28 protein-coding genes are annotated in these 26,984 nt (G+C 67.4%); 22 read left to right on the top strand and 6 right to left on the bottom strand.

Annotation, left to right across the window (positions count from 1 at the left end; genetic code table 11):
- The first annotated feature begins 450 nt into the window (after positions 1-450).
- The 3 genes from HRU76_00515 to HRU76_00505 all read left to right on the top strand — a co-directional run bounded on the left by HRU76_00515 (position 451) and on the right by HRU76_00505 (position 2,188).
- Positions 451-1,098, top strand: coding sequence for a hypothetical protein (locus tag HRU76_00515; protein ID QOJ16172.1), 648 nt, complete (start codon positions 451-453; stop codon positions 1,096-1,098).
- A 228-nt stretch (positions 1,099-1,326) separates the two neighbouring features.
- Positions 1,327-1,515 (top strand): histone H1, encoded by a 189-nt coding sequence (locus HRU76_00510; GenBank protein QOJ16171.1) that lies wholly within the window; start codon positions 1,327-1,329, stop codon positions 1,513-1,515.
- Between the two features lie 169 nt (positions 1,516-1,684).
- Positions 1,685-2,188: a hypothetical protein gene (locus HRU76_00505; GenBank protein QOJ16170.1), complete on the top strand. Its 504-nt coding sequence runs from the start codon at positions 1,685-1,687 to the stop codon at positions 2,186-2,188.
- Between the two features lie 15 nt (positions 2,189-2,203).
- On the opposite strand, the gene HRU76_00500 is transcribed toward HRU76_00505, so the two are convergent.
- On the bottom strand, positions 2,204-2,653 hold the full coding sequence (locus HRU76_00500; protein QOJ16169.1) for a hypothetical protein: 450 nt from the start codon (positions 2,651-2,653) through the stop codon (positions 2,204-2,206).
- A gap of 175 nt (positions 2,654-2,828) precedes the next feature.
- Here HRU76_00500 and HRU76_00495 point away from each other — a divergent pair, with 175 nt between their 5' ends.
- The 4 genes from HRU76_00495 (at position 2,829) to HRU76_00480 (ending at position 6,848) form a co-directional block, all read left to right on the top strand.
- A complete protein-coding gene (locus HRU76_00495) occupies positions 2,829-3,863 on the top strand; it encodes a class I mannose-6-phosphate isomerase (GenBank protein ID QOJ16168.1) in 1,035 nt (344 codons plus the stop codon).
- Entirely contained in the window at positions 3,860-5,044 is a 1,185-nt protein-coding gene (locus HRU76_00490) for a right-handed parallel beta-helix repeat-containing protein (GenBank protein QOJ16167.1), read from the top strand. The genes HRU76_00495 and HRU76_00490 overlap by 4 nt, the downstream gene beginning before the upstream one ends.
- Positions 5,045-5,166: 122 nt before the next feature.
- The gene (locus HRU76_00485; GenBank protein ID QOJ16166.1) at positions 5,167-5,727 is read left to right on the top strand and encodes an RNA polymerase sigma factor; all 561 of its coding nucleotides are present in this window, start codon (positions 5,167-5,169) and stop codon (positions 5,725-5,727) included.
- Between the two features lie 8 nt (positions 5,728-5,735).
- Positions 5,736-6,848 carry a zf-HC2 domain-containing protein gene (locus tag HRU76_00480; GenBank protein ID QOJ16165.1) on the top strand — a complete coding sequence of 371 codons (1,113 nt, stop codon included), beginning with the start codon at positions 5,736-5,738 and terminating at the stop codon, positions 6,846-6,848.
- Positions 6,849-6,900: 52 nt separating this feature from the next.
- Here the strand turns inward: HRU76_00480 and HRU76_00475 are convergent, their stop codons facing one another.
- A complete protein-coding gene (locus tag HRU76_00475; protein ID QOJ16164.1) occupies positions 6,901-7,818 on the bottom strand; it encodes a tyrosine recombinase XerD in 918 nt (305 codons plus the stop codon).
- Positions 7,781-8,026 carry a hypothetical protein gene (locus tag HRU76_00470; GenBank protein QOJ16163.1) on the bottom strand — a complete coding sequence of 82 codons (246 nt, stop codon included), beginning with the start codon at positions 8,024-8,026 and terminating at the stop codon, positions 7,781-7,783. The genes HRU76_00475 and HRU76_00470 overlap by 38 nt, the downstream gene beginning before the upstream one ends.
- 365 nt (positions 8,027-8,391) lie before the next feature.
- On the opposite strand from HRU76_00470, the gene HRU76_00465 reads away from it, so the two are divergent.
- The 5 genes from HRU76_00465 to HRU76_00445 all read left to right on the top strand — a co-directional run bounded on the left by HRU76_00465 (position 8,392) and on the right by HRU76_00445 (position 12,397).
- Positions 8,392-8,628: a hypothetical protein gene (locus tag HRU76_00465; protein ID QOJ16162.1), complete on the top strand. Its 237-nt coding sequence runs from the start codon at positions 8,392-8,394 to the stop codon at positions 8,626-8,628.
- Positions 8,625-9,404 carry a flagellar hook-basal body protein gene (locus HRU76_00460; protein ID QOJ16161.1) on the top strand — a complete coding sequence of 260 codons (780 nt, stop codon included), beginning with the start codon at positions 8,625-8,627 and terminating at the stop codon, positions 9,402-9,404. Before HRU76_00465 ends, HRU76_00460 begins: the two co-directional genes overlap by 4 nt.
- Before the next feature lie 89 nt (positions 9,405-9,493).
- A complete protein-coding gene (gene flgG, locus HRU76_00455; protein ID QOJ16160.1) occupies positions 9,494-10,306 on the top strand; it encodes a flagellar basal-body rod protein FlgG in 813 nt (270 codons plus the stop codon).
- A 151-nt stretch (positions 10,307-10,457) separates the two neighbouring features.
- Complete coding sequence (gene flgA / locus HRU76_00450; GenBank protein QOJ16159.1) at positions 10,458-11,552, top strand: flagellar basal body P-ring formation protein FlgA; 1,095 nt, start codon at positions 10,458-10,460, stop codon at positions 11,550-11,552.
- Positions 11,553-11,608: 56 nt separating this feature from the next.
- On the top strand, positions 11,609-12,397 hold the full coding sequence (locus HRU76_00445; protein ID QOJ16158.1) for a flagellar basal body L-ring protein FlgH: 789 nt from the start codon (positions 11,609-11,611) through the stop codon (positions 12,395-12,397).
- Between the two features lie 103 nt (positions 12,398-12,500).
- Here HRU76_00445 and HRU76_00440 read toward each other — a convergent pair whose 3' ends face one another.
- The gene (locus HRU76_00440; GenBank protein QOJ16157.1) at positions 12,501-13,901 is read right to left on the bottom strand and encodes an MFS transporter; all 1,401 of its coding nucleotides are present in this window, start codon (positions 13,899-13,901) and stop codon (positions 12,501-12,503) included.
- Positions 13,902-14,423: 522 nt separating this feature from the next.
- Here HRU76_00440 and HRU76_00435 point away from each other — a divergent pair.
- From HRU76_00435 to HRU76_00405, 7 genes are all read left to right on the top strand, one after another.
- The gene (locus tag HRU76_00435) at positions 14,424-14,753 is read left to right on the top strand and encodes a hypothetical protein (GenBank protein QOJ16156.1); all 330 of its coding nucleotides are present in this window, start codon (positions 14,424-14,426) and stop codon (positions 14,751-14,753) included.
- An 87-nt stretch (positions 14,754-14,840) separates the two neighbouring features.
- Positions 14,841-16,103 carry a DNA methyltransferase gene (locus tag HRU76_00430; GenBank protein ID QOJ16155.1) on the top strand — a complete coding sequence of 421 codons (1,263 nt, stop codon included), beginning with the start codon at positions 14,841-14,843 and terminating at the stop codon, positions 16,101-16,103.
- The gene (locus tag HRU76_00425) at positions 16,104-17,285 is read left to right on the top strand and encodes a DUF262 domain-containing protein (protein ID QOJ16154.1); all 1,182 of its coding nucleotides are present in this window, start codon (positions 16,104-16,106) and stop codon (positions 17,283-17,285) included. It begins immediately after the preceding gene.
- A 718-nt stretch (positions 17,286-18,003) separates the two neighbouring features.
- Complete coding sequence (locus tag HRU76_00420; protein QOJ16153.1) at positions 18,004-18,819, top strand: hypothetical protein; 816 nt, start codon at positions 18,004-18,006, stop codon at positions 18,817-18,819.
- A gap of 204 nt (positions 18,820-19,023) precedes the next feature.
- Entirely contained in the window at positions 19,024-19,383 is a 360-nt protein-coding gene (locus HRU76_00415; protein ID QOJ16152.1) for a hypothetical protein, read from the top strand.
- A gap of 13 nt (positions 19,384-19,396) precedes the next feature.
- The gene (locus tag HRU76_00410; protein QOJ16151.1) at positions 19,397-19,687 is read left to right on the top strand and encodes a hypothetical protein; all 291 of its coding nucleotides are present in this window, start codon (positions 19,397-19,399) and stop codon (positions 19,685-19,687) included.
- A 257-nt stretch (positions 19,688-19,944) separates the two neighbouring features.
- Positions 19,945-20,874, top strand: a complete 930-nt coding sequence (locus HRU76_00405) for a hypothetical protein (GenBank protein QOJ16150.1) — start codon at positions 19,945-19,947, stop codon at positions 20,872-20,874.
- Between the two features lie 57 nt (positions 20,875-20,931).
- Here the strand turns inward: HRU76_00405 and dacB are convergent, their stop codons facing one another.
- Positions 20,932-22,443, bottom strand: coding sequence for a D-alanyl-D-alanine carboxypeptidase/D-alanyl-D-alanine-endopeptidase (gene dacB, locus HRU76_00400; protein ID QOJ16149.1), 1,512 nt, complete (start codon positions 22,441-22,443; stop codon positions 20,932-20,934).
- 145 nt (positions 22,444-22,588) lie between these two features.
- Between dacB and HRU76_00395 the strand changes: the two genes are divergently transcribed.
- The 3 genes from HRU76_00395 to HRU76_00385 are packed head-to-tail and all read left to right on the top strand — an operon-like array spanning position 22,589 to position 26,620.
- Positions 22,589-23,197, top strand: a complete 609-nt coding sequence (locus HRU76_00395; GenBank protein QOJ16148.1) for a hypothetical protein — start codon at positions 22,589-22,591, stop codon at positions 23,195-23,197.
- 18 nt (positions 23,198-23,215) lie between these two features.
- Positions 23,216-26,116: a c-type cytochrome gene (locus HRU76_00390; protein ID QOJ16147.1), complete on the top strand. Its 2,901-nt coding sequence runs from the start codon at positions 23,216-23,218 to the stop codon at positions 26,114-26,116.
- 42 nt (positions 26,117-26,158) lie between these two features.
- On the top strand, positions 26,159-26,620 hold the full coding sequence (locus HRU76_00385) for a hypothetical protein (protein QOJ16146.1): 462 nt from the start codon (positions 26,159-26,161) through the stop codon (positions 26,618-26,620).
- Positions 26,621-26,656: 36 nt separating this feature from the next.
- Here the strand turns inward: HRU76_00385 and HRU76_00380 are convergent, their stop codons facing one another.
- Positions 26,657-26,929 (bottom strand): hypothetical protein, encoded by a 273-nt coding sequence (locus tag HRU76_00380; GenBank protein ID QOJ16145.1) that lies wholly within the window; start codon positions 26,927-26,929, stop codon positions 26,657-26,659.
- Positions 26,930-26,984 lie beyond the last annotated feature (55 nt).

Here is a 26,984-nt window from a genome sequence, read left to right as displayed (position 1 = left end):
CGCAGCCGCACCGCCAGCCGCTGAGGTCGGCTGCGCGGTGATGCTGCCTTCTTGATGCATCCGTCGGGTCGCTCCCTCCCTGAAGAGGTAACGCCCTTGACCGGACGCGTCGTTTTATCCATTTTCACATGCGGTATGGGTGGTGTTGCGGTGCTTCTGGTCATCATGGGATGTGGGGAGCGCCTTGGTCGCGTGAAATCGCCTTCAAAAACGAATCAGGGCTCTTGACAGTGTGCCGCCCAGTGGCATGATGAAGCGGTCTGGGGGTGGTGCGGCCACGTTTGCCGCTGGTCAGAGGGGGTTCTCTGACACAATCTTGGTTCTTCCGGTGGACGGTTCAGTTTCGGGGCTGTGCGGTGTCGCACGGGTTGTCGGAGGTGTTCGTTCATCACCGCGAACGTCGATTGGGCGTGTGTCCTGGCGGCGCTCGTTCTAGAGGAGTGGCGAGTCATGAAGAAACTGACTGTTCTGAGCGGGGCGGCCGCAGCGCTGGTGGCGGGCGCGGCATCCGCGGGCGGCGGCTTGGCGCCGTGGATCGACCAGGGCTGGTACAACAGTCTCGGAGTCCACAGCACCACCAACACCAACTACATCACGGGCAAGCTTGGCGCGGACATCTACCACAACTTCGGTGTCTTCGACCTGTCGAGCTTCTCCGGGCAGGCGGTGGCCGCCACCGTGTCGATCTTCCAGCCGAGTGGCGGGTTCTCCGGCCCCAATGCCGTCTACAACATGTGGACCTACGAGGGCAGCATCTCCGACCTGGTCAACGCCACCGGCAACACGCTCAACACCTTCGCCGATCTGGCGAACGGGTCGATGATCGCCAGCATCAACATCGGCGCCGGAACCAACGGCACCACGGTGAACATCAACCTCAACGCCGCCGGTCTGGCCTACCTGACCAGCAAGTTCGGCGGGCAGGTGGCCCTCGGCGGGGCGCTGGTCTATGACGGCCAGCAGGCCAACCACTACAGCTTCGGCTTCTCCGGAGCCGCGCAGTGGCAGCTCTTCATCGACACCGAGATCCCCGCGCCCGGTGCTCTGGCGCTGCTCGGTCTGGCGGGCGTCACGGCTCGTCGTCGCCGCCGCGCTTGAACGTGAGCAGCGTGCTGACCTGTGAAGCACCCACGCGACCCGCCCCTCGGCGGGTCGCTTTCTTGACACACCATGGCGCCTCGCATCAGGGCGAGAACATGGAATCATCGACATTCCCGGACCTTGGCGCGTGGGGCGCCTCATGCCTACCATCTGCACCGGTGGGGTTCAGGCAGGGCGGATGGCCCGGCCATCGACGTGCAGGCCAGCCGGCCAGGAGAATCGATCATGGAAGCGTACGACCGACTGGTGAAGCTCGTGCAGGAAGCGGCAGAGGACGTGCAGAAGGCCCAGGGCGGCAACAAGGCCGCCGGGACGCGCGTCCGCAAGCAGATGCAGGAGATCAAAAACGCCGCGCAGGAGGTTCGCATCAAGATCCTCGAAACTCGCGAGGCCGGCGGCGCGACGGGCGGCTGATCCGGCTCCGGCGGTCGAGCGAAGCGCCTCCAGGCATCCTCCATCCCACGCAAGGGGGGCGCAGGCCGTTCCGACCGAGCGGCAGTCGCGGTCAGGCGACATTGGTCAGGTTCACCCCTGGCCTGCATTCACGACTGACGCAGCGTGTCATTCCAAGGAGATTCACCGCTTGCCGGCTCAGCCCCTGTTTGACATGTCCGGAATCGACCTGAACCAGGTCGCCGTCACGCCGGAGGAAATCGGGCGTCTCAATCCGCAGTGCGGGCACATGCGCCATCTGGATCACGTGATCTGGCATTCCCCCGACTACACGCGGATTCTCGGCGTCAAGAACGTGCGGCCGGATGAGTTCTGGGTGCCGGGGCACATTCCGGGTCGTCCATTGCTGCCCGGCGTGCTGATGATCGAGGCCGCCGCACAGTTGGCGAGCGTGCTGTACCGGTATCGAACCAGAGAATCCCGCTTTCTGGCTTTCACGCGCGTGGATGACACGTCGTTCAGGGCGCAGGTGGTGCCGGGCGACCGGCTTCTGCTGCTGGCGAAGGAAGAGAAATTCCAGCCGCGGCGGTTCGTCAGCCGCGTGCAGGGCATCGTGGACGATCAGATCGCCTTCGAGGCCACCATCACGGGCATGGTAGTGAACGATCAGCAGGGCCGCGGCGCGGTGGCGTAGCGGCATGCCGTTGGTTCAGAACCGCAGGCGGATGTTCCACTTCGACCCGCTGTACTTGAAACTGCCGGAGAAGAAGTCCGGCGGACAGTGCCCGTGTCCCGGCACGATCGGGTGTTTCGGATGCACGATGATCGGCCAGCCCCAGCACCCGGGGCCGCCGTACCACCCATGCCAGCCATCCCAACCAATCGAGCGATACCGGGTGCTCAGGCCGTAGGCGTACGCCAACGGACCGGACGCGGGAGCCGTGGTGATGGTGGGGCTGACCTGCGCGCCCACGTAGCGGCTCAGCGCCAGCAGGCCCGTTTCCGTGGCGGTCGATGAGGCGGTCGTCGCGTCGCGCGCCTCGCCGGATGCAGACCGAGCCGGAGGCGGCGGCATGTTGACCACCACCTGCGCGGCGGCACTGAAACTCAACGCGATGAGCACCGAACCGATCATCAGGCGGGAGAGAGTGTTGATCATGACGTACCTTTCGTCCGACGCATCCCCCTCGATGCCCCTATTCTTGGATGCCGGAACCGCATCAGCCCACCGGAATCCAGCGCAACTTTTCTCGGTGCAATGCGGTGAGCCGGTGGCGGCCCCATGATGTCTGCCCGAGGGAGAGCGATCCCGCGTCGCCAGTCACGGATGACCCATGACGATCAGGCCCGACACGCCGCTGACCTTTCGCCCCCTCCTCAAACCCAAGGTGTGGGGCGGTCGTCGGCTGGAGCGGTACGGCAAACTGTTGCCCGCGGGCGAACTGATCGGCGAATCGTGGGAGGTGGCCGACCTGCCCGAGTCGATTCCCGACGGGCGAAGCGTGATTGCCGATGGCCCGTGGGCGGGGCGGACGCTGCATCAGGTCATCGCCGATGACCGGGAGGCGATCATGGGTCGGGCGTCGCTCTCGCCGGAGGGCGGATTCCCGCTGCTGATCAAGTTCCTGGATGCACGGGAGAACCTGTCGGTGCAGGTGCATCCGGATGAGGCCTATGCCGCGTCGCATCCGGAGGCGCATCTGAAGTCCGAAGCGTGGGTGGTGCTGGAGGCCGAGCCGGGCGCGGTGATCTACAAGGGTGTTCGGCCCGGTGTGACGCGGGAGCAGTTTGAGCGTCACATTCGCACGGGTGAGGTGGTGGCCGACCTGATCGCCGTGCCCGCGGCGGCGGGCGAATGCCATTACCTGCCCAGCGGCACATGTCATGCACTCGGAGCAGGTGTGCTGGTGGCGGAAGTGCAGACGCCCAGCGATACGACCTTTCGCGTCTTCGACTGGGGCCGGACGGAACGGGCGCTGCACGTCGAGCAGGCGCTGGCATGCATGACCTTCCCCGCGCCATCGTCGCCTTCATCGCGATTCCTCGAACCGTACGAGGTGCGGGGGTTCCGCACCACGCCCCTGTGCGTGACGACGTTCTTCAGCATTGAACGGTTGGACGCCACCGGGGAAGCGACCCTGCCCATCGTGACCAATGGCGTTCCGGTGATCTGGATCGTCACGCGCGGGCGCGGCGTGGTGGTGTCCGGGCGAGGTGATCGGGTGGTGCGGAGCGGCCGGACGACCTTTTCATCCGGCACAACCCTGCTTTTCCCAGCGTTTTTGAAGGACGCCGAGGCGCGGTTCGATGAACCATGCAGTGTGCTTCAGGTCACTCCGCCATCCAGTACGCGGGGGATGATGGCATGATGTCGATTCTTCGGCAAGCGTTGACGGTTGTCGGGACGGGTTGTCTCACGCTCTCGGCGTGGGCGACGCAGCACCTGGTCTCACCGGGCGACGACTGGTCTCGACTGGCGCCGCGCCTCAAGCCGGGCGATGAAATCGTGCTCATGCCGGGGCGGCACATCGCGGCGTACTTCGAGGATCTGCACGGCGCGTCGGACAAGCCGATCATCATCCGACCCCTCAGTCGGGATCATCCGGTCCTGATCGGGGCGCGCGAGCAGGGGCTTCACCTCGTCCGGCCGCGTCACGTCATCATCCGCGACATCCAGGTGGTCGGCGCCAGCGGCAACGGCATCAACATGGATGACGGTGGGATCGACCCCGACAAGACCCCCGATGCCCAGCCATGGCCCGCCAATGTGCGGCTGGAGCGCGTGAGCGTGCTGCGCACGGGTCCGGTGGGCAACCACGACGGCATCAAGATTTCCGGCCTCTCCGGCGTGTACCTGATCGAATGCATCGTTGAGGGGTGGGGCGGGTCGGCCGTGGATCTCGTGGGCTGCAAGGACGTGACCATTGAGCGCTGCGAGTTCAGGGGGCTGCTCGACTTCAGCCAGGACAACGGTGTGCAGGCCAAGGGCGGATCGACGGACATCACGATTCTCGAATGCATCTTCCGCGATGCCGGCAAGCGCGCGATCAACGCGGGCGGATCGACGGGTTTGCGGTTCTTCCGTCCCCCCGTGCCCGTCGACGCCGCGCCCGGATCACGCTTCGAAGCGGAGCGGATCACCATCGAACGATGCCTTTTCGTGGGAGGCGATTGCGCGGTGGCCTTCGTGGGGGCGCGCGGCGTGACGGTGCATGCCTGTACGGTGGTCAACCCCCGGATGTGGGCCTTCCGGATCCTGCAGGAGACGGATGACTCCCGGTTCGGCCCGTGCCAGCGGGGAGTGCTGACGTCCAATCTCGTGGTCTGGAACCAGGAGACGATCCGCCAGCCGTGGAACATCGGTCCGGGTGTGGATGCCGGTTCCTTCGTGCTCGAGTCGAATCTCTGGTGGGGGGGTGAGGGCCAGCGTCGTCTGGAGCTGCCGGGACGTGTTGGTTCGGATGAGGTGACGGACCTCAACCCCTTGCTGGATGAGAAGTTCCGACCTCAGGCCCCGGGAGCGCGGGGCTACGGGCGTCCTGGCGAGTAAGATTCTCGGACCTTTCCGGCGGCGACGATTCCTCGAATCGCACGGAATACCCGGATGGATGACGGGTCTTTCAAAGCGGCGGTCAGTCGGCCGCCCCACCGGGGAGACGTGGAGCGGCTGCCGTGGCACACGCCATCAGCGAAGCCAAGTTGAGCGAGTGGATGACCCGTCTGGGTCCGCGGCTCATCGCGCTGAGCACCGGCATCTGCCGCGACCGTCACAAGGCCGAGGAGATCGTTCAGGAGGCCTTCGTCAAGCTCTGGCGCCAGCCGCCCGAGGCGGGCGAGGTGGCCTTCAGCTCCTGGCTTCGTCGCGTGGTGACGAATCTTTCGATCAACCACCTCAAGCGCGGCCGGCGCCCCGGCGCCATGCCGGAGTTTTCCAGCGATCCAGCCCTGCTCGTCCAGCACCGCGAGTACGAGCAGGTGGATGATGCCGACTCGGTGGCTCGCATCCGCCAGGCGATGGATCGACTGGATGAATCCAAGAGGGCGATTTTGATCCTGCGGGCCTTCGAGAACATGGGCTACGAGGAGATCGCCGAGCATCTGGGGGTGCCGGTCGGGACGGTGATGAGTCGGTTGAACCGCGCCCGTGCCGCGCTGCGCGAGGAAATGGATGCCCTCGAGCAGGAAGCCCGGCAGCAGCGCGGCGGCGTGGTGTACAAGTTCAAGCATGCGTGAGGTCAGCCATGCGTCACGATTCCTTCAACGACGACATTGATCGCGAGCCGACGACTTCCAGCGAACCCGCCACCGGCGGCGTGATGGTGGATTGCGGCGACGTGGCGGCGCTGTTGTCCGGATTGATCGACGACGTGGTGGATGCACGCACCCGGCACCTGGCCGAGCGTCATATCGCCACCTGCTCGGCGTGCGCCGCCATGCTCGACCGCGCCGAAAAACTGGATGGTCTGCTTGGGGACGCCCTCTCACTGGAGGCGGAGCAGCCCCTGCCCGTCGGTTTCGCCGACGCCGTCTTCGCCGAGACGACGCGGGTTCAGTCATTCATGACGCCTTCGGTCTCGTTCAAGGCCCGCTGGTTCGCGGTGTCCGGGTGGCTGGCGGCGGCGGCGTCGCTCGCCTTCGCGGTGGTGCTCTACGTGGCTGGCCAGCGTCCCGTGCAGGGGCCGGCGTCGGGCGGCGGGTCAATGACCGCGTCCAACTCACCCGCGGACGCGTCGGCCCATCAGGGCGCCACCAAGACGCTCACGCCCTCGAACGCCTCCACCCGACCTCACTATCGCCTGGGCGCCGAGGCCTTCTCGGGCATCTACGACGGCTACCGCCCGCCGGTGACGACGGTCACGTCGGGCGACGGCTCCGGCGGCGCTCACATGGTGAGCATGTCGCACGCCGCATCGCCCCTCGAGTCGGACGGAGAGAACCTGCTGGTCAAGGACCGCTGGGGCATGTTCCCGGTGTCCGTGGATCGCGTGGTGGATCGTCCGGCGGCGGCCGGCGCGCCCCGGCTGACCCGTGCTGACGGCGAAACGCTTTACCAGGTGGCGCAGCTGCTGGAGCGCGTGGTCAACGCCGATGAGCGGTCCATGATTGACATCGAAACGGTGCGCCAGATCGCCGAGTACGACCGTGTGCTGGAGAAGCTCGACGGGGTGCTCGAGCGGCTGGAGCCGCGCGATCGAACCTTCGTGCAGGCCGCGGTGCCGATCATCAACCAGATCGTGCATGGACCGGTCGGCGACGCCGACGTGCGCGAAATGCGGGGCACCATCGCCGCCCGCGACCTCATCGGGCGCATCGACCGGCTGAGCGGCCGCACCAATCCGGATCACTCCATGTGAACCCGGCGAGGCGAGCCCGCCGCGCTATGGAACCGGCCAACCCTCAGGCCCATCACGCCCGCGGATGGGCCTTTTTCATCACGTCGCGCAGCCGCGAGCGATCGACGTGGGTGTAGATCTGCGTGGTGGCGATGTCGGCGTGCCCCAGCAGTTCCTGCACGATGCGCAGGTCGGCGCCGCCCACCAGCAGGTGCGTGGCGAAGGAATGACGCAGCTTGTGCGGGTGAACGTCGCGCAGACCAGCCAGCAGGGCGTTGCGGCGGACAATCTGCCACACCGCCACGCGCTCCAGGGGTCGTCCCCCGGCGGAGAGCAGCAGACGTCGCTGATCGCGGCCGTCCGCGAACCGCGCCAGCCGGGGGCGCGACTCGGACACGTAGCGCCGTGTCCACTCCTGCGCGGGCTTGCCGATGGGCACCATGCGCTGCTTCGAGCCCTTGCCCGTCACGGTGAGCACGCCCAGCGTTTCGTGATACTCGTCCAGCCGGATGGCGCCCACCTCGCTGGCGCGAAGCCCCGCGGCGTACATCAGTTCCAGCATCGCCTTGTCACGAAGCCAGAGCTCCCCGTGTTCGGGGCTGGGCGCAGCCAGCAACTGCTGCATCTGACGCGGGCTCATCACGCCCGGCAGACGCCGCCAGCGCGTGGGCGTTTCCAGCAGTTCCGTGGGATCTTCGGGAATCACCCGGTTGGCGGCGAGAAAGCGGAAGAACACCCGCAGCGTGGCCAGGTGCCGCGCGATGGACGACGCCTGCATGTGCCTCTCGGTGCGCAAACGGCGCAGATGATCGGCGAGGTCGCGGTCACGAACATCCCGGATGGATGAAACGCCGTGCGAGGCCAGATCCTCGGAGAGGTCCGCCAGATCGCGCCCGTAGGCCTCCAGCGTGGCCGGGGCCAGACCGGCTTCGACGCGCAGAAACGTCAGGAAGTCACGTACCGGTCGGTCGAAGGGCGAGGGGGTGTCCATCGGCGGTGACCGTGATGACGGGAACGGACCGGGCGGTCATCTCGCGATTGAGGCGATGGTACATCGCGCAGCCGTGATACGCCCCGAAGCACACGTCGAACGCCTGCTCCAGCCGCCCGATGCGGAAGCGGTGGCCGCAGCGATGGTCATTGCGATCCACGTGTGGACAGGCATCGGCTGCGTTGAGGTTGATCGCCTGACTGACCATGCATGCCCCACGAAGGGAGTGCTGAGGACTGCGTGACGGGAGTTCGGTGCTCCCTGTTTCGAATCGGTGATCGAGGACTGAGCGCCTGCCTGTCGCCGCCGACCGCCCGGCGCCCCATGCTCCTTCACCGCATTTCCTGTCGGACCGCTTTGCGCCTTTTCCGCACATTTCGTGGCGCCTTGGCGACCATGAAAGGTTCTCGAAGCCGTTTTTGCGCTCTGCGCGGCGTCGGACGCGGGAGTTGCGCCGCTGGACCGGTTCACGGAGCGCCATCCGCGGGGATTCCCGCGAGCATGGCCTCCCGGTTTGCAAGGCACGCGGCTTGCATCGTCCCGGGCGTCAACGCCAGGGACAAGGAGGTCCACGTGCGTGAACGATGGCCGCAGGATGCAATGACCGCCCACCGAATCGGAGAGCACGCCGGCAAGGTGATGGCGGGCGAACTGAACGCCGCGCGGCTGGAGCGCCTGGCTTGCGAGGCGATCCGGCTGGCCCACGCGGCGGCGGCGGTGCATCTGGCCAGAACAGTGCTCGGCGCCGGGGCGGCCGTTGAGGTCGTGGATGTTTCCCCCTCGCACGTGCTGGAAGGAGCCGCGTCGTGAACTACGGGCTGTACCTCTCCGCCGCCGGGGCGATTGGCGCCATGCACCGTCAGAACGTCCTCGCCAACAACCTGGCCAACGTGCGCACCGCGGGCTTCAAGCCGGACGAGGTCTTTCTGCGCGAGCGTCTGCCGGCCCGCATCGAAGCCCCGGTTCCCGGCGCCGAGGCCCATCTTCTCGAGCGGCTGGGCGGCGGCGGCGTCTTCGCCGAGCCCACCGGCACGCGATTCAAGCCGGGGGCGATCGAACGGACGGGCAATCCCCTGGATGTCGCGCTGACCGGCTCGGGATTCTTCATGGTGCGGTCCTCCGGGGCCAAGGGCGGCGAGGCGATTCGCTACTCGCGCGATGGGCGCTTCGCCATCAACTCAAAGGGCGAACTGGTGCAGGCGGCCAGCGGGATGCGCATCCTCGATGATCGCCAGCGCCCGATCCGGCTCGACTCCGCCGCCGGCGTGCGCATCGCGCCGGACGGCGTCATCTCCCAGGGCGGCGCGGCGGTGGCGCGAATCGGCGTGGCGGAAGTCGCGGATCAGCATCAGCTTCGCAAGCAGGGCGACAACCTGTTCCACGACGAGGGCGGCGCGGGCGCGGTCCGAATCGCCGCGGAGGCGCGGCTGGAAGTCGGCGCCATCGAAGCCAGCGCCGTCGACCCCGTGCTGGAACTGAAGTCCCTCATCGACGCCGGACGCGCCGCCGAGGCCAACTTCCGCATGATCCAGTACCACGACACGCTCAACGACCAGGTGATCAACCGCGTGGCGCGGGTGGCGTAAAGAGGTGGGCATTAGGCACTCGCCATTCGGCATTGAGCATCAGGCACTCAGCACTCAGCACTCAGCACTTCGCACTCCCGGAACTCCCCATGGCCATCATCGCCCTTCATTCCGCGTCCACCGGGCTGAGCGCGCTCAGCACCGAACTGGACATCATCGCCAACAACCTGGCGAACGTGAACACGCACGGCTTCAAGGCCAGCCGCGCCAACTTCCAGGATCTCCTGTACGCGGAGAAGGCCCAGCCGGGCGTCGAGAACGCCAACGCCGACCAGCGCCCGACGGGGCTGTACGTCGGCCTGGGCACGAAGGTCTCCGGCACGCAACTGAACTTCGAGCAGGGACCGGCGCAGCAGACGGGCCGCCCGCTCGACCTGCTGATCGATGGCGATGGCTTCTTCGTCGTGTCCGTCGAAGCCGACCTGGGCGGCGTGGCCTACACGCGGGCGGGCAACTTCACGATCAACCGCGATGGCGAGATCGTGCTGGCCAACGACCAGGGGCGCCGACTCGAGCCGCCCATCACCATTCCCGCCAACGTGCCGCCCAGCGCAGTCACGATCACCAGCAACGGCACCGTGTTCGTGCGCGAGCCGGGCGCCACCGAGGACACCGAGCTCGCCCGCATCCAGATCGCCACCTTCATCAACCCCGCCGGTCTGCGCCAGATCGGCGAGAACCTCTACGTGCCGTCCGCCGCCTCGGGCGAGGCCAGCGAAGGCGACCCCGCCACCGACGGTCGCGGCACGCTCGTGCAGGGCTTCCTCGAAGGTTCCAACGTGGATCCCGTCTCCGAACTCGTGGCCCTCATCAAGACGCAGCGAGCGTTCGAAATGAACAGCCAGTCAATCAAGGCGGCGGACGAAGTGCTGCAGAACGTGGCGAACCTCAGGAGGTTCTAAGGCGATAGGCACTCGGCGTCAGGCGCCGGGCATCCGCCGCTGAACGCCCGGAGCCATCGACCATCAGCCGTGAGTGGTCAGTCAAGCGAATCCTGATTCTCTGTTTCGCAACCCGCAACCCGCAGCACGCCGCACTCCCCAGGACCGTCCCATGCTCAGGATCAACACCCGCCTCGTGCTCCTCGCCGCACTGACCGGCGCCCTTCCGGCCACGCCCGCGGCGGCTGACTCCGTCACCCTCAAGCGCTCCGTGCGCATGCCCAACGACCGCGCCCATCTGACGCTCGGCGACGTGGCGACGCTGGAAGGCCCGATCGTCGAGCCGCTGCGCGACCTGACGATCTGGACGAACCCCGACCCCGCGTCGCTGCAGACCCTGTCGCTCGACGCCATCCGCGCCGCCCTCACCGACGCCAGGGTTCACTGGGGTTCGGTCCACCTGAGCGGGGGGGATGTGCTGGTGCGTCCGCGCCCCGCCCACGACGGCCCCGGACCCAGGGCCATGGAAACCGCCAGCGTGACCGGCGTCGCCCCCGCCCAGGCGACCGAGGCGACGGCCAACGAGTTCACCGCCGACGCCCTGGTCAACGAGGCGACCATCCGCGGCGCCGTCGCCCGCCGCCTGGTGCAGCACCTGCGGCGTCCCGCATCGGACGTCCGGCTGACCTTCGAGCCGCGCGCCGCCGGCGCCGAATCGCTGGATCAATCGCCCGCCGACCGGCTCATCGAGATCGCGCCGCTCTCCGCGCTGGATACCGACCGCGTCGAACTCGCCGTGCGCCTGTGGCGCGACGGACGGGTGGAGCGGTCCTTCCCCGTCACGCTGCACCTGTCGCTGCGGCTTCCCGTTCCCGTGCTGTCGCGCGACGTGAGCAAGGGAGACGCCATCGACGCCTCGATGGTCGCGTCAGCGCATGAATGGCGCAAGCCCAGCGAAGCCCGCGCCATCGCGGCCCCGGAGTCGATCGCGGGCCGCCAGGCCGCCCGCCCCATGCGGGCCGGTTCGCCCCTGCTCGAGCGCGACCTCGAGCAGCAGCGCGTCATCCGCCGCGGCGACCGCGTCGTCGTTCGCTGCCTCTCCGGCGGCATCGTCATCACGCTCGAGGCCGAGGCCCGCGCCGAGGGCGGCGTCGGCGACGCCATCGAGCTGCGCAAGTTCGGCGAGCGAACCGCCTTCTCCGCCGTCATCACCGGCCCCGGCGAGGCCGTGATCGACCTGCGATCACCGACCGTGGTGGGACGCTGACCGAACACGCCGCCCAGCGCCGCCCGGCGCCGCCCAGCGACACGAGGAGCGATTCGATGCAGCACCCGATTCTTCGCAGCCGCCGCACCCGCCCGCGCGCCGCACAGCGGACCGGCGTCCGCCGGGCCCGCGCGGTCCTGGCGTTGACCGCGTCGATGACCGTCGCCGTCGCGCTCGCGCCCGCCGCCCCAGCGCAGACCGAGGATGACGCCCCCAGCAACTCGCTCATCACCCGCGCCTTGCGCGAGCGGGCGAGCGCCCCGCGCACCAGGGATTCGCACACCCTGCGCGACAGCAGTCTCTTCGTGGTGCCCCCGCCCCGCCCGCGCGAGTTCGCCCTGCACGACCTGGTGCAGATCGTCGTGCAGGAGACCAGCAACGCCCGCAGCCGGGCCAAGCTCGACACCGAGAAGGAGTACGCCCTCAAGGGCAAGATCGCCAAGTGGCCCCACCTGGACATCATGGACCTGCTCAATCTCCAGCTGCGACAGGGCAGCGGCGACAACGTGCCCGAGGTCGATCTCTCCTTCGACAAGGAGTTCGAAGGCAAGGGCGACTACGAGCGCCGCGACGACCTCACCGCCCGGCTGACCGCCGAAGTCATCGAAATACTCCCCAACGGCCACCTGGTGCTCGAGGCCCGAACCTCGATCCGCAACGATCAGGAGAACCTGGTCCTCAAGGTCACCGGCATCTGTCGGCCGCAGGATGTCACCGCCGCCAACACCATCCTGTCCAACCAGCTGCACGACCTGGTCATCGACAAGGTTCACACCGGCGAGCTGCGCCGCGCTTCCGAAAAAGGCCTCATCGCCAAGGTGTTCGACGCCCTGTTCGCCTTCTGACCCCCCCCACGCGCCCCCCACGCCCCCCCACGCGCCCCCCACGCGCCCCCCACGCGCCCCCCACGCGCCCTTCCACACACACCGCGCGCCGGCCCGGCCAGCGTCAGCGACGCCCGCCCGGGTACGCCGCGATCAGCACCGCCAGGCAGCCCAGCGCGATCCACATCGGCACGCTGAACAGCCGCGTGAAGTCCATCCTGTCGCCCACCGTGGCCCACTCCGCCACCCACCCCGCGAACTTGCTGCCCACGATGATGCCGATTCCGATGATGACCAGGTTGAACAGCGACTGCGCGCTGGCCCGCACATCCGCCGTCGTCTGCTCATCCACCACCATGAACGCCACGAAGATGAAGCACCCAAAGCACAGCCCGTGCATGGCCACGCCCAGCACCACCAGCATCGTCGCCAGCGCGGCGTCGCCCCCCGCCAGACCCGGCCCGTAGGCGAAGAGCGCCATCCGCAGCGCATACGCCGCGATGCCGATGCCCAGCAGCGTCTTGCGCGACAGCGACTTGGCCACCAGCGGAATCGCCGCCAGCACCAGCACCTCGGACATCTGCCCCACGGTCATCAGCCCGCCGCCGCCCACCCCGAACACGCTGTTGATCGCCGTGGCCGCCTTGGTCTGGAACTGACCCAGAAAGCCCGCCGTGTGCACGAAGTAGAACTGGTGGATGCACGAGATCGGCACCGCCAGCAGGAACAGCGTCAGCAGCGGCTGCCGCCTCACCTCGCCCAAGGCCTCGAACGTTGCGTTGCTCTGCTTGCCCCGCGTGGGGGGGGTGTGCGGCAGCGTCAGGCAGAACAGCCCCATCAGCACCCCGAGCATCCCGCTGAGCTTGAACGCATCCGCCATTCCGCGCCACTGCGCCGCCTGCACCGCCGCCTCATCCACCCCCGACGGCGTGTACTGATGCAGCAGCCACTGACCGATGGCGATGCCCACCACGATCCACCCGATCGTCCCCCACACGCGCACCGTGCCGAAGTCGCGGTCGCGGTCCGGCAGATGATGAAACGCCAGCGAGTTCGTCAGCGGCAGCGTGGGCGAGTAGATCAGCGAATACGCCAGCGAAAAGCCCAGGAACGCCCAGTACCCCTCCAGCCACGAGAGCTGCCAGATCAGCGCCCCCCCCACGAGGTGGCTGATCGCCAGAAACTTCTCCGTGCTGAAGTACCGATCCGCGATCTGACCGGCCACGAACGGCGCGATGATCGCCCCCACCGCCCCCACCGCGAACATGTCGCCGATCTCACTGGCGCTGAACCCGCGGTGCCCATGGAGAAACGGCCACAACAGCGGCAGCCACGCCCCCCAGATCGCGTACTGCAGAAACATCATGATCGACAGCCGCACGCGCAGCGAGCCGGAAAGCGGAGGGGAAAGCGGGGGGGAGAGCGGGGGGGAGAGCGGGGGGGAGAGCGGGGGGGAAAGCGGGGGGGAAGCGCCGCCCGCCGCAGCGCCGAAGTGGTGGTCGTGGTCGGAATCGTGGTGGGGCATGACCGACATCTCCTCGCGGCGGACCCAGCCAGCGACCGCCGCGCGGCATGATACCGCAAGCGAGGGAAAGCCAACAGCCAACAGCCAAGAGCCATCAGCCACCAGCCACCAGCAGAAAGACATTCACCACAGAGGGCCACAGAGGAACACGGAGAGAAGAGCGGCGGAGGACAGAGCGGCAGAGGGCAGAGCCAACAGCCAACGGCCCGCACTTCATCACTTCACACTTCACACTTCACATCCCCCGCCCTCCTCCTTGCACCGCGCACCGGCCGCCGGTACCATGCCCGCATCATGGGGAACCGGGCGGACGACCAAAACGCCAGCCGCAGCGCCGCCGCGCCGACGAGCAGCGCGGCCACCACGCCCAATCCACACCCTCTCCCCCTCCCCCTGGGAGAGGGGCCGGGGGGCATTTGTTCCGGGGGTGAGGGTTCTTCCCCGGCGGCTGGTGGCTCACCCCTCATCCCTTCCACGCCGTCGTACGCCGACGCCATCACCGCTGGCCGACCACGGACACCGGTGTCGCTTCCCGTCCCCCGCGCGGAACTCAAGTTTCACGGCGTGCTGGGCATCTTCGCCCGCGAACTGGCGAGCGAGCCAGCCATGTACCACATCGCGCCCGACCGGGCCGCCGACCTGCTGCATCGCCTTGAAACCTACGAAGCCGCCCTGCACCGTGCCCGAAGCGCCGCCACCCGCACCACGCCCGCCATCGCCGCCAAGAACGCCGCCCGCAAGGCCGCCATGCAGGCCCTGCGCCAACTCATCAACACCATCGCCGCCGATCCACGCATCGAACCAGCCGTCAAGATGCGGCTGGGGTTCAAGGTTGCGAAGCACGGGCGATGAACGAACGGGCAAGCAGCGGACCACCCGCGATCAACTCGCCAGTACCCGACCCTTGCCCGAACAAACACAACCCGGTATGCTGCGATCATGGCACGGAAACGCCGGATTGAACCCGACAAGCCCGCTCGAACGACACTCCGTCGCAAGGACGGCGGAAGCAAGCCCCTCAACCGCTCCCTCAGCGCCGCCAAGGCCGCCAAGCAGGACGAGTTCTACACGCAGTACATCGACATCCAGAAGGAAGTCGAGGCCTACCTCGAATACGACCCCGACACCTTCCGCAACAAGATCGTTTACTGCAACTGCGACGACCCCTTCGAGAGCAACTTCTTCAAGTACTTCGCCGCCAACTTCAACAAGCTCGGCCTCAAGCGGCTCATCTGCACCAGCTACGACGGCTCGCCCATCGCCGGGACGGGGGGGCAGATGACGCTCTTCGACGAATACAACGCGGGCAACGGCCATCGCAAGAAGCCCAAGGCCATCGCCGTCATCGTCGACCACGTCAAGGACGAGAACAACGACGGCGCGGCCGACATCGAAGATGTCAAACTCTTCCTCAGGAAGAACCAGGCCAACCGCATCGCCCTCAAGGGCAACGACCAATACCCCGGCGGCGACTTCCGCAGCCCCGAGTGCGTCGAGTTCCTCAAACAAGCCGACATCGTCGTCACCAACCCGCCGTTCTCGCTGTTCCGGGAGTACGTCGCGCAGCTCGTGGAGCATGGGAAGAAGTTTCTGATCATCGGGAGCAAGAACGCGGTCACCTACAAGGAGATTTTCCCGCTCATCAAAGGGAACAAGATGTGGGTCGGCGCGGGATTCGCCAACGGGAATGCGTATTTTAGCATTCCTGCGGGCGCTGCGCGCGACTTCGCAGACGGTGTCTATGACAAGAGTACCGGACTCGTGAAGTTCCGAAACGTAGGCTGGTTCACGAACCTCGACCACGGGCGACGCCACGAAGAGTTGCAGTGCATGAGCACGGCGGACAATCTCAAGTTCAGCAAGCACAAGGAAATCAAGGGCAAGAAGCGTTACGACCGTTACGACAACTACGACGCGATCGAGGTGCCATATACCGACGCGATACCCAGCGACCATGCAGGCGCTATGGGTGTCCCGATAAGTTTCCTCGACCGGTACAACCCGGAACAGTTCGAGATTCTTGGGATCACGGACCGCGACAACAATTCAGGTCTGAAGACTAAGGAGTATTCGCAGGAAGACTCGCCGAAGTTTGGCGACTTGAACCGGCGCGGGGCAATCCGAGTCGAAAATGAGCTTGTATCAACCTACGCGCGTCTCCTCATCCGCCACCGCAAGCCCGCGAAGAAGGGGAAGAAGTAGATGAAAACCACGCTCCGCACCGACCTCACCGTCGCCGACATCTGCGACGGGTTTGTTTACAACCAGCTTGAGGGCAAGGGCCTGTTCGGGCTGGGCGGGAAGCTCACGATTCAGCCGGAGTATCAGCGGAACTACATCTACGCCGAGGGCGGCGGGAAGCGCGAGCAGGCGGTCGTTCAGTCGCTGCTCAAGGGGTATCCGCTCGGGCTGATCTACTTCAACAAGGTGGCGGCGGACCCCGGAAGCGGGGGGAAGTTCGAAGTGCTCGACGGGCAGCAGCGCATCACCAGCATCGGGCGGTTCGTCACCGACAAGTTCGCGATCATCGAGAACGGCAACCCGAAGATGTTCAGCAGCCTGCCGAAGGACCAGCAGAAGAAGATCAACGAATCGCCGCTCTTGATTTACGAGTGCGAGGGGACGGAGACGGAGATCAAGCAGTGGTTCGAGACGATCAACATCGCCGGCGTGCCGCTGAATGAGCAGGAGCTATTGAACGCGATCTACTCCGGCCCGTTCGTCACCAAGGCCAAGGAAGAGTTCAGCAACAGCCAGAACGCGAACATCCAGAAGTGGAGCGCGTACATCCGGGGCAGCGCCAACCGGCAGGATTTTCTTGCGACGGCGCTGGACTGGGTCAGCAAGGGCGATGTCGGCGCGTACATGAGCGCTCATCGGTACAAGACAAACATCAACGAGCTGAAGAACTACTTTAACGCGGTGATCGATTGGGTTTCGACGGTGTTTGAGGACGTCTACCCGGAGATGAAAGGGCTGGAATGGGGCCGGCTTTACGAAACCTATCACGACCAGAGCTACAACCCGGCCGAGGTGAAGGCAGCCGTGGAGAAGCTGATGGCGGACGAGTACGTGACCAACCGCAAAGGCATCTTCGAGTACGTGCTTGGCAGGGAGAAGGAGAAGAAGCTGCTGGCCGTCCGCGTGTTCGACGAGCGGACCAAGAAAGTCGCGTACACCAAGCAGACGCAGGCGGCGCGGGGGAAGAATCAATCCAACTGCCCGCTGTGCGCGGTGGGTGATAACGCCAACAAGGCCCGCATCTACAAGCTGGACGAGATGGACGCCGACCACGTCGCCGCGTGGAGCAAGGGCGGCGACAGCTCTGCCGAGAACTGCGAAATGCTCTGCAAGACGCATAACCAGGCCAAGGGGAACCGATAGACCGGGTGCGCCGAACGCCGGCGTGAATGTCGCGCTGAACCCGTACGACACTGAACCGATCGTTTGCTCGTGGCCGGCGCCGCACACCCGACGACGACGCAGCCGCAGCCCGAGTCCCACACCACTGGGGCGCCTGCTCACCGGCCCAAACGAGTCGCGCCATCAGTCCGTTTCCTGCGCCCTTCCCGCAATCTTCCTCTTCCAACAGACCTTGTTTCACGCGGACGTGGTCGGCTCCCCGCGCCATCCGGTCTGTTCCCGGCGGCGTCGGGTCTGTTCCGATCGGCATCTGATCCGATGCGGTTGGCGGCGGCTCCGATGGCGGGCGGAACAGATCAGATGGATGGTCCATCGTGTCGGAAGCACGCGGCATCCTTCAACCCAAAACATCAGGCACAATGCGTTGGCGCGGGCGAAAACGCGGTTTGCCGCGGCGGCGAGGGGCCGGGCGGGGTCGCCGGTCCGTCGCCGCCGCGGGGCGGCGGACCGCCGGTCGGGTGTGATCGGGGATCGCGCACGCGGCTGATCGCGGGTTGGTGGTGCGGCGCGGTGCATGGTGCTTCCATCGGCGTGCTGCTGAGCCGGTTGACAAAATAGAATTGTTTTGTGATGAAATGCTGAAGACCATCCGGTCATGGGCCGATCGGCAGAGTAACTTCGCGGGTCGCTGCCGGACTGTCCGGGGGCGGGGTACGCGGGGGACAACGGATCGTCATCCATGAATAACCCGCCGCCGAGGCGGGGCGATGACGACGTGTCAGGAGACATGATCGTGAACAAGGCGTATCAACAGACCGAGGGGTACATTCCCCGCACCGATGGCGGCTTCCGCGACTGGCTCAACAACTTCACCACGCTGATCGCGGCCGACCCGGGCCGCTACGGCCTGACCAGCGCGGACGCGGATGTCATCAGCAATCAGAACACGGCGTACGAGGGCGCGTACGTGCCGGTGCAGTCGGCCGAGACGCGCACGCCCGCGCTGGTGCAGCAGAAGGACGCCATCAAGGCGTCGGCCGTGGGCACGTGCCGGGTGTATGCGATGATCATCAAGTCCAACGCCGGCGTGACCAACCAGGACAAGTCGGCCCTGGGCATTCACATCAACGACTCGACGCGCACGCCGATTCCCACGCCGGTCAGTTCGCCGCTGCTGACGATTCAGGGGGCGTTTTCAGGCGAGCACGTGATTCGGTATGCGGATGAGAACACGCCCGCCAGCCGCCGCAAGCCCGCGGGGGCGATTCAGATTCAGATCAACCGGCACATCGCGGTGAGCGTGAACCCGGACCCGACGGGGTCGGACCTGGTGGGTCTGTTCACCAAGCAGCCGGTGCTGGCGACGAGCGCACCGGCGGATGTGGGCAAGACGGCCACGTACTTCGGGCGGTGGGTCACGCGGACCGGACTGTTCGGTCCGTGGGGTCTTCCGACGGCCATGACCATCGCCTTCGGCGGCGCGGTGGAGCAACTGGCGATTCCCGATGGCGGGCTGGAGCCGGGTCAGCCGCTGCAACTGAAGAAGGCGGCGTAAGAGGGGCTTTCACCACAGAGGCATTCACCACAGAGGCGCAGAGGACACGGAGAATGGACAGGTCAGAAGGCAGAGGTCAGAAGTCAGAGGTTTCTTGCTGACGGCTGATGGCTGATGGCTGATGGCTTCTCTCCTCCTGTTCTCCTGCCTCCTGCTCTCCTGTTCTTCTCTCAACACTCACCACTTCTCAAGGAATATCAACCAATGGCACTTCGCACTGTCAAGAACACGCGGGCGCGGAATCGCAATGCGTACGATCCGTCCCTGCCTCGCACGGCCGCCCCGGCGGTCATCACTGACATCGAATCCACCGCGGCGGACACGATCCGCCTCACCTTCGCCACGCGCGTGCAGAAGAACAAGCTGCCGCTGTTCAAGGCGGGGGCGGGCGGCGACGCGGCGGTGGAGAGCGCGGTGGAGCTCAGCGCCACCGAGATCGAACTGACCTTTGACGCCGTGGTGCAGGGGACGAACCTGCTCGTGGCGGAGGGCGATCCTGGCATTCGCACCGTGGCGGGGGGCTTTGTCCCCGCCGGTGTGTATGCCATTCCGGTCTTTCCCTGAGTTCTTGTTTCCCGTGACGGCGTTGCAGGCCTCGCCGACCACCATTGATGTCACGTTCAATGCGCCGGTGGTTCCCGGTCCGCTGGATGCGGGCAACTGGTCGGCGAAGACGGGGCCGGCGACGTTCCCCACGGCGGCGAGCAGCGCGGAGGCGCTGGGGCCGCCGGATGCGGGCGTGGTGCGGATCACGCTGGCGGGCTTCGGCGCGTTCACGCTGGTGAGTTACAACCCGCCGCCCTTTGATGTGACGGCGGTCGGCTCGGGCGTGGCCAGCGCGGCGTTCACGGACTTCCCGGTGATGTAAGAAGGTGGTTCAACACGGAGGGCGCGGAGGACACGGAGGCCGGAAGGACAGAATCAGGAACCAGGGATGAACACGGATTGACACGGATGGAGGGGACACCGTTGTCAACCGAATCCGGACCCTCACCCCAGCCCTCTCCCAAGTGGAGAGGGGGTGTCGGGGTTGGCGACGGCTGATGGCTGATGACTGATCGCTGAGTTCTTGTTTCCTTCCCTCTCCGTGGCTCTCCGTGGCCCTCCGTGTTGAACCTTTCCCCCATGATTACAACGTCTCAACAACTGGCGGCGGCGGGCGAGGCGGTGCATCGTCACGTGACGATCCGGCTGGCGACGCCGACGGACTTTGCGTTCGTGGATTCGCTGCAGAAGACCTTCCGCGCGCAGGTGGGGTTTCTGCCGCGGCAGGCGATCGAGGGCAAGATCGCGCGGGGGCAGGTGTCGATCGCGCTGGAGAACGATGAGCCGGCGGCGTACCTGCTGGGACAGGGCGGGTATCAGCGCGATCCATCATTCGGCATCATCTACCAGGCGGCGGTGAGTTACGATGCGCGACGGCGGCTGCTGGGCACCGCGCTGGTGCAGCACTTCGTGGATCACCTGGACCCGCCCCCCCACTCGGTGCGGCCCCCCCACCCGGTGCGTTTGATCGGTCTGTGGTGCGCGCAGGACATCGAGGCCAACGAGTTCTGGAGCGCGTGCGGGTTCGAGCCGATCGCGGCCAGGAAGGGGTCGCGCCGCCGGGGGAGAGTGCACATCTTCTGGGTGGGGCGCACGCCGCTGGGCGCGCGGGAGCCGCTGCGGTTTCCGCGGGCGACGAGCGGCGGGCTGATGCGCGCGCGGCGCGAGGTGACGCCGGTGGCGCCGGGGCAGGGGTATCGGCAGGTGGTGCTGCCGGGCGAGGCGCGGGCGGGGGACGGGGTGTGCAAGGGTGCGTGCGCGGATGGCGGCGCGACTGGTTCGGGATCGCACGGCTCACAGAGCCGTGGCACACGGGACGGTGTGCGCGAGTCGCGGAGGCGGATGGCGAAGCCGTCGCTGCGCGAGCAGCAGCGGGCGTTTCTGCATGGCGGGTCGAAGCACGTGTGCATCATCATCGGAGGCGTGATGAAGTACGTGCCGGTGGCGCCGTTCGAGCCGCCGTCGTTCGTGGAGGATGGGTGCGGGCGGGTGTGGACGATGGCGGCGTGAGTGTGGCGGCGTGAGGTGTGTGGGGGGTGGGGTGGGGGGGCGTGAGGGTGTGGGGGGTTAGCCGCCGATCTCGACCTTGGCGGCGGCGGCGAGTTCGCGGGCGATGGCGGCGACCACGGCTTCCTGGAGGGTGCGGGCGGCGGCGACGCCGCCGGCGCGGATGTCGTTGACGAGGACGCTGAAGCAGAGGCGGCGTCCGTCGGCGGCGGTGACGTAGCCGGAGAGGCAGCTGACCTCGTTGATGAATCCGCTCTTGGCGTGGATGGTGAATCCGCTGAACTGGGCGTCCTTGAAGCGGTTTTCGAGCGTGCCGCTGACGCCGCCGACGGCGAGCGAGTCGATGAACGGGCCGCCGCGCTGGGGGTCGCGGTGGAAGGAGCCGAGCCAGGCGGTGAGCAGGGCGGCGGAGACGCGGTTGTCGCGGCTGAGGCCGGAGCCGTCGGAGACGATGAGGTCATCAAGGAGGGTGGGGTCGGTCAGTCGCTGCTGGGCGGCCAGGCGGACGGCGGCGGCGCCGTTGGCCCACGAGCCGGGTTGATTGCCGTTGGTGACGGCGTGACCCGCCCGCTTGAGCAGGCACTCGGCGTAGAGGTTGTAGCTTTCGCGGTTGCAGCGGGTGATGGCGGTGCCGATGGGTGTGCGGACGAGGGGTGCGACGATGGTCTGGCGGTCGGGGTCGAAGGCGTCGGCGTCGCTGGCGGCGCGGGCGGCGGCGACGCGGACGCCGCGTTTGTTCAGGCGGTCGGCCAGCAGCCGTGCGAAGAAGTCCGGGGCGTCGTGCAGGGTGACGCGGACGGGCTCGCGGGCCGGCTCCTTGACATTGCCAAGGAAGGTGAAGCGGTTGGCGTCGATGGGTCGTGCGACGCCGAAGGTGTTGCCGATCTTGGGGTCGGGGTTGGAGGTGGCGCGGTTGCTGGTGAGGTCGAGCCAGGGTGCGTGCGGCTCGAAGCGGGAGACGTCGGGCTTCTGGTCGCGCTGCGGCACGGGGAAGAAGTGGAGGATGTTGAGGTGGAAGTTCAGCCCCGCCACCTGGGCGCAGTAGCGGAACTGGAGCTGGTCCCTGGGCCAGCCGGGGTGGAAGAAGGCGCGGTCGAAGACGCGGTCATCGACGATCAACTCGCTGATGGGTCCGGTGATGCGCTCGGCGATGGGTGCGACGAGGAGCTGGAGGAACTCCTCGATGGTGACGCCCTGCTTGTCGCCGGCGGCGACCATGGGCAGGAGCTCGGGGTCGCCGAGTCCGGGGTCGCCGTCGCCGATGACGATGAGGCGATCGCCCTGGAGCACGATGCGGGTTTCGAAGGCGAAGTCCGGCCCCAGCACGTGCAGGGCGGCGCCGGTGGTGAGCAGTTTCATGTTGCTGGCGGGGATCATGGGCTGGCGGTCGTTGACGCGGACCAGCGTGCGATCGGTGTCGGGGTCGCGGATGGAGATGGCGATGGTGGCGCCGCGAAGCCCGGACTGGTTGATGGCGCGGGCGACCTCGTCCTGCAGGTCCGCCCACGCGGGCAGGACCAGGGCGAGCATCAGCAGGGAGGCGAGCAGGGCGAGGCGGCGCGATCGGAGCATGACGGATTCCGGAAGGCGGGAGCGGGGAGACGAGCGGGTGGTGTGCGGACGTGGACGCCTTGGCGCCGGTTCCAGCCGCTATCCTATCGGACAGCGTTCTTCGATGGCTTGATCGGCGCGTGAGCCAATCCACGGGAAGCCCGGCATGACTGACCGCGATTCGTGCGAGCGTCGCGTGTACCGGCTGGCGGTGCTGCTGACCGGCGACCCGCGGGCGGCGGTGCGGGTGATCGAGCAGGTGGTGGGCGTGCAGCCGGACCTGCGTCGGCTGGACACGGCCCACCTGGACCGGCTGGCGGTGCTGCGCTCGCGGGAGATCCGCCCGGCGACCCTTCCCGCGCCCGCGGGCGGCGGGGGAGCGGCGGGCGAGCGGGTGGTCGGCGCGCTGGCCTCGCTCAACGCGCAGCAGCGCGAGGCGTGGATCTTCAGCCACGTGTACCGGATGCAGCCGCGTGAGATCGCCAAGGCCATGGACTGCTCGGTGCGGGCGGTGCAGGTTCACCTGACGGGGGCCGACGGCGTGATGAACGAGGCGCTGAAGGACGGCGTGCGCCAGGCGGGGGAAGCCCTGCTGGCGTACTCGATGAATCTGCGCGTGCCCGCGTTCTACCGGGCCTACGCCGCGCGGCGGCGGCTGTGGCGGGGGGTTCGGCGGGTGCTGCCGTGGGCGGTGCTGCTGGCGGCGCTCGGCGCGGGGTGGATCATCGTGACGAGGATGGGGCTGCTGGACCGATGGATCGGGCCTGGTGGGTGAGTCCGCCCTAGAGTCGGCGTGAAGTCGAACCGTGCCGAGCCGGAGTCGCGCGTGCCGCAGCCAGGTCGTCAGTCGCAGGGACGGAAGTGGATCGTGGCGGCGGGCGTGCTGCTCGCGGCGGCGGTGGTGACGCTGGTCATCGTGACGCCCCGGCGACCACGCGAGGAAGGACGGCCGAATCCATCCTCGAACGCGATGACGACAGGCGGCGCGCCCGCCAGTGCGGCGCACGAACCGGGGGCCGCGGCGACGATGACCGGGGGCGGCCGCACCGTGACGCGCATTCTGCCGGCGGCGGCGTTCGGACTGGGCGAGGGCGAGTCGCTGGATTGGCGCATCCCGCCGGGGCGGACGATTGTGCAGATCGAAGTGACGCTGGAGCCGCGGCACATCACGCGGGCCGCGGTGGGGGCGGCGGTGCGTCACGCGCGCGTGTCGATCGAGAACGGCGGCGTCACGGTGGCGCACGGGCAGGCGGGGGAGGAGCCGGTCGAGGTGTGGTCGAAGCCGCAGACGCTGGGGGCCGGGAACCGTCGGTGGACGTTCACGATCGAGTACGACCAGCCGCCGGCGGCGTTCCGGGCATTGTGGAAGCCGGACGGCGCGCTGGCGGCCCAACCGCTGCCGATCGACTCGGTGGGCTGGCTGCGGGTGGATCACGTGTCGGAAGGGTTGTCGCTGGTGCGTGACCTGTCGTGCGCCGCGTGCGACGTTGCGGAGAGTGCGCGATGGCGGGCCTTGCTGGCGCCGCCGGCCGCGCCGCTGCTGGCGGGCGAAGGGCGAAGGCCGTACCCCGCCGGCTGGCTGCGGCGGTGGATCGCCGATCCCGCCGCGACCAGGCCGGGCAGCGCGATGCCGTCCGTGATGCGGCGCGCGACGGAGAACGAGATCGAGGATGTGATCCACTTCGTGCGGTCGCTGGCGAACGCTGAGCCGGGCGCGGCGCGTGAATCGAACCGCGTGGAAGCATCAACGGATGCGGCGACGGTTCAGGCCGGGCTTGTCGCCTACCACCGCGTGGGCTGCGTGGCGTGTCATGGCCCGCTGAACGAGTCGCCGGGCGGCGGGCTGGTGGTGGTGCCGACGGAAGGGGAGTACGTGGCGCTGGGCGACGTGGGAAGCAAGTGGACGATATCGGAGTTGCGGCAGTTTCTGCGCGAGCCGTCGGCACGTCATCCATCAGGACGCATGCCCGACCTGATGCTCACCCACGCGGAGGCGGACACCATCGGGCGCTATCTCATCGCCCGGCTGGGCAGTGCAGTTCCCGCGGAAACGCCCGTCGATCCGCAGCGAGTCGCCCGCGGCCGGGACGCCTTCGCCTCGATGGGCTGCGCGGCGTGCCACGTCGTCGAGGCGCGGGCGGGCGGCGCATCGGCGGGCGATCACTCCGCCGCCGCGGTGGTGCGATCGACGCTCGTCGCGCCCTCGATGGAGCAGGTCGCGGCTGCGCCGGATGGCGGCTGTCTGGCGGAGTCGGGCGATCATGCGGGCGTTCGTTACGACCTGTCGTGGCGGGATCGGCGTGCGATTCGCGCGTTTCTGGAGGTGGTTGCCGACGCGGCCGGCAGTGGTGCGTTGGCGGACGGTGAGGCGACTTCCGCGCCGGGAGATGATCTCGTCGCAACACTCCGTTCGCTCAACTGCCTGGCGTGCCACGAGTTTCACGATGCGGGCGGGCCGGAGCCGGCCATCGCGCGGTACTTCACGACGTCAGCGCCGGGTGACCTGGGTTTGGAGGGACGTTTGCCGCCGGACCTGTCCCACGTGGGGGCGCGGCTGACGGAATCGTGGTTGCGCGAGGTGCTGCTGGAGCACCAGCGGGCGCGGCCGTGGCTGCACACGCGCATGCCGCGCTACGACGCGGATCGGGTGGCGCGACTGCCGGAGTTGTTCCGTACGGCGTCGGGCGTGGATGCGATGCGGAGCGTCGCGCCACCCATGCCCAGCGAAGAGCAGATCGCCACCGGGCGGCAACTGGTGGGTGTGGGGGGGCTGAACTGCATCTCGTGCCATTCGATCGCGGGGCGGCCATCGACGGGCACGCCGGGGCCGGACCTGGCCCGCATGACGCATCGTCTGCGGTATGAGCACTTCGTCACCTGGCTGCTCGATCCGCGCGCGGTGCGCCCCGACACGCGCATGCCGAGTTTCTTCGTGGGCGGGCAGTCGGCGGCGATCGGCTTCTATGAAGGCGACCCGGTCAGGCAGATCGAGGCCATCTGGGCGTACCTGTCCCAGGGGGCGGCGCTCACGCTGCCGGATGGTCTGCCGCCCGCGAGTGCATTTCAGATGTCGGCGACGGATGAGCCGGTGGTGGTGCGGATGCTGTTGCCGGGCGGCGGCGCGGGTGCGGGGGGTGTGGCGGGGAGCATGGGGGCCCGCGTCGTGCTGCTTGGGTTCCCCGAGAATGTTCACTTGGCTTTCGACCCCGACCGGGCACGGCTGATGTACGTGTGGGAAGGCGAGTTCATCGACGCGGCGGGACGCTGGGCGGCTCGCGCGGGACAGGCAGCGTCCGATCCGCCGCCCGGCTGGAACGCGCCGACAGGGCCGGTCCTTGTCGTGGGTGATCCGGTCCCGCGGGACTGGCTGACACGCCCGAGCGGCGCTCGCTTCGCCGGTTACCGGCTCGATGCACGGCGGCATCCGATCCTGCTCTGGGAACTGGGATCGGGTGATGCGCTGTACCGCGTCGAGGAACGCCCAACCCCGCAGCGCGGTGGCGCCCCCGGCCTGCGCCGCCATTTCGTGGTCACCGGCCCACCGGGCGGGGTGGTCCATCTCAATGTCGGCGCGGGTCAGCGCGTGGTGGAGGTTGTCCGCGGAAGCGTCGAGCCCGCGGACGCGAGCGGCCTGGCTCGCGCGACGATGGATGAAGCGGGGCGACTCGACGTGGTGGTGGAGGTGCGATGGTGAGTTGAGCCAGTCGCAGGTCTGGTTTGGGAACAAGGATTCACCGTGTCTGAGGTGACCCGGCAACCCCGACAGCTGGCCGAACGGTACGCGATGCTGTTTGCGATCTTCATGGGTCAGGCGCTGCTCATTGGCGTGTTCATTGCACCGTCGCATCTTCAGGATGTCGGCTTCCTGGTCGGCTGTGGTGTCGGCCTGCCAGTCGCGGCAGCACTTTCAGGCGTATTCATGTTCCGGCCTATCACGGGAACGATCTTCACCTCCGCACTGACCACGCTGGTGCTGATGTTCGCGGCAACGGAGTTCGAGGCGCTCTCAAACCCTATCGTGATCCTCGTCGTCTACTGCTGCGTCATGGGCTTCCTTGGTGTGCATTTGTTTCTCCGCCCGGACAAGCCACTCGATCGCTGTTGTCCACGATGCGATTACTCCCTGCGCGGCCTTCCGCCAGGGGGCGGCTGCCCAGAATGCGGCTGGAATCGCGCACCGAACGACGCGCGGCGATGACGGGGGGATACAGTCCGCCAGTTTCATCCAGTACTTTTAGTCGCCATCATCCGGACCCGTTTTCGGCGAACCATTGCCGCCTCCGGCGTCGACTTTCTCGACTCGCACGATGTGCCTCAGCGAGATCAGGTCCACATCATCCATGATCCGGCTATTGGGACGATCGGTTCGTGCGACGTACACCGCCCCGCGCTCGATCCAGCACAAATCAGGGTTGGTGATGAGGTACGAGCGCCCGTCCGAAAGGTACAGTCGAACCGGTACAAACGGCGTTCGCGTCAGCTCGTGATCGAGCGCGGTCGGGAGCATGATTGCATCAAGCATAGCACGGAATCCGGGGGCGTTGCAACGGCGCATTCGCCTA

The sequence above is a fragment of the Phycisphaeraceae bacterium genome, from assembly GCA_015709595.1.
GTDB lineage: Bacteria > Planctomycetota > Phycisphaerae > Phycisphaerales > SM1A02 > CAADGA01.
This window is presented reverse-complemented; position numbering and strand designations above follow the sequence as displayed.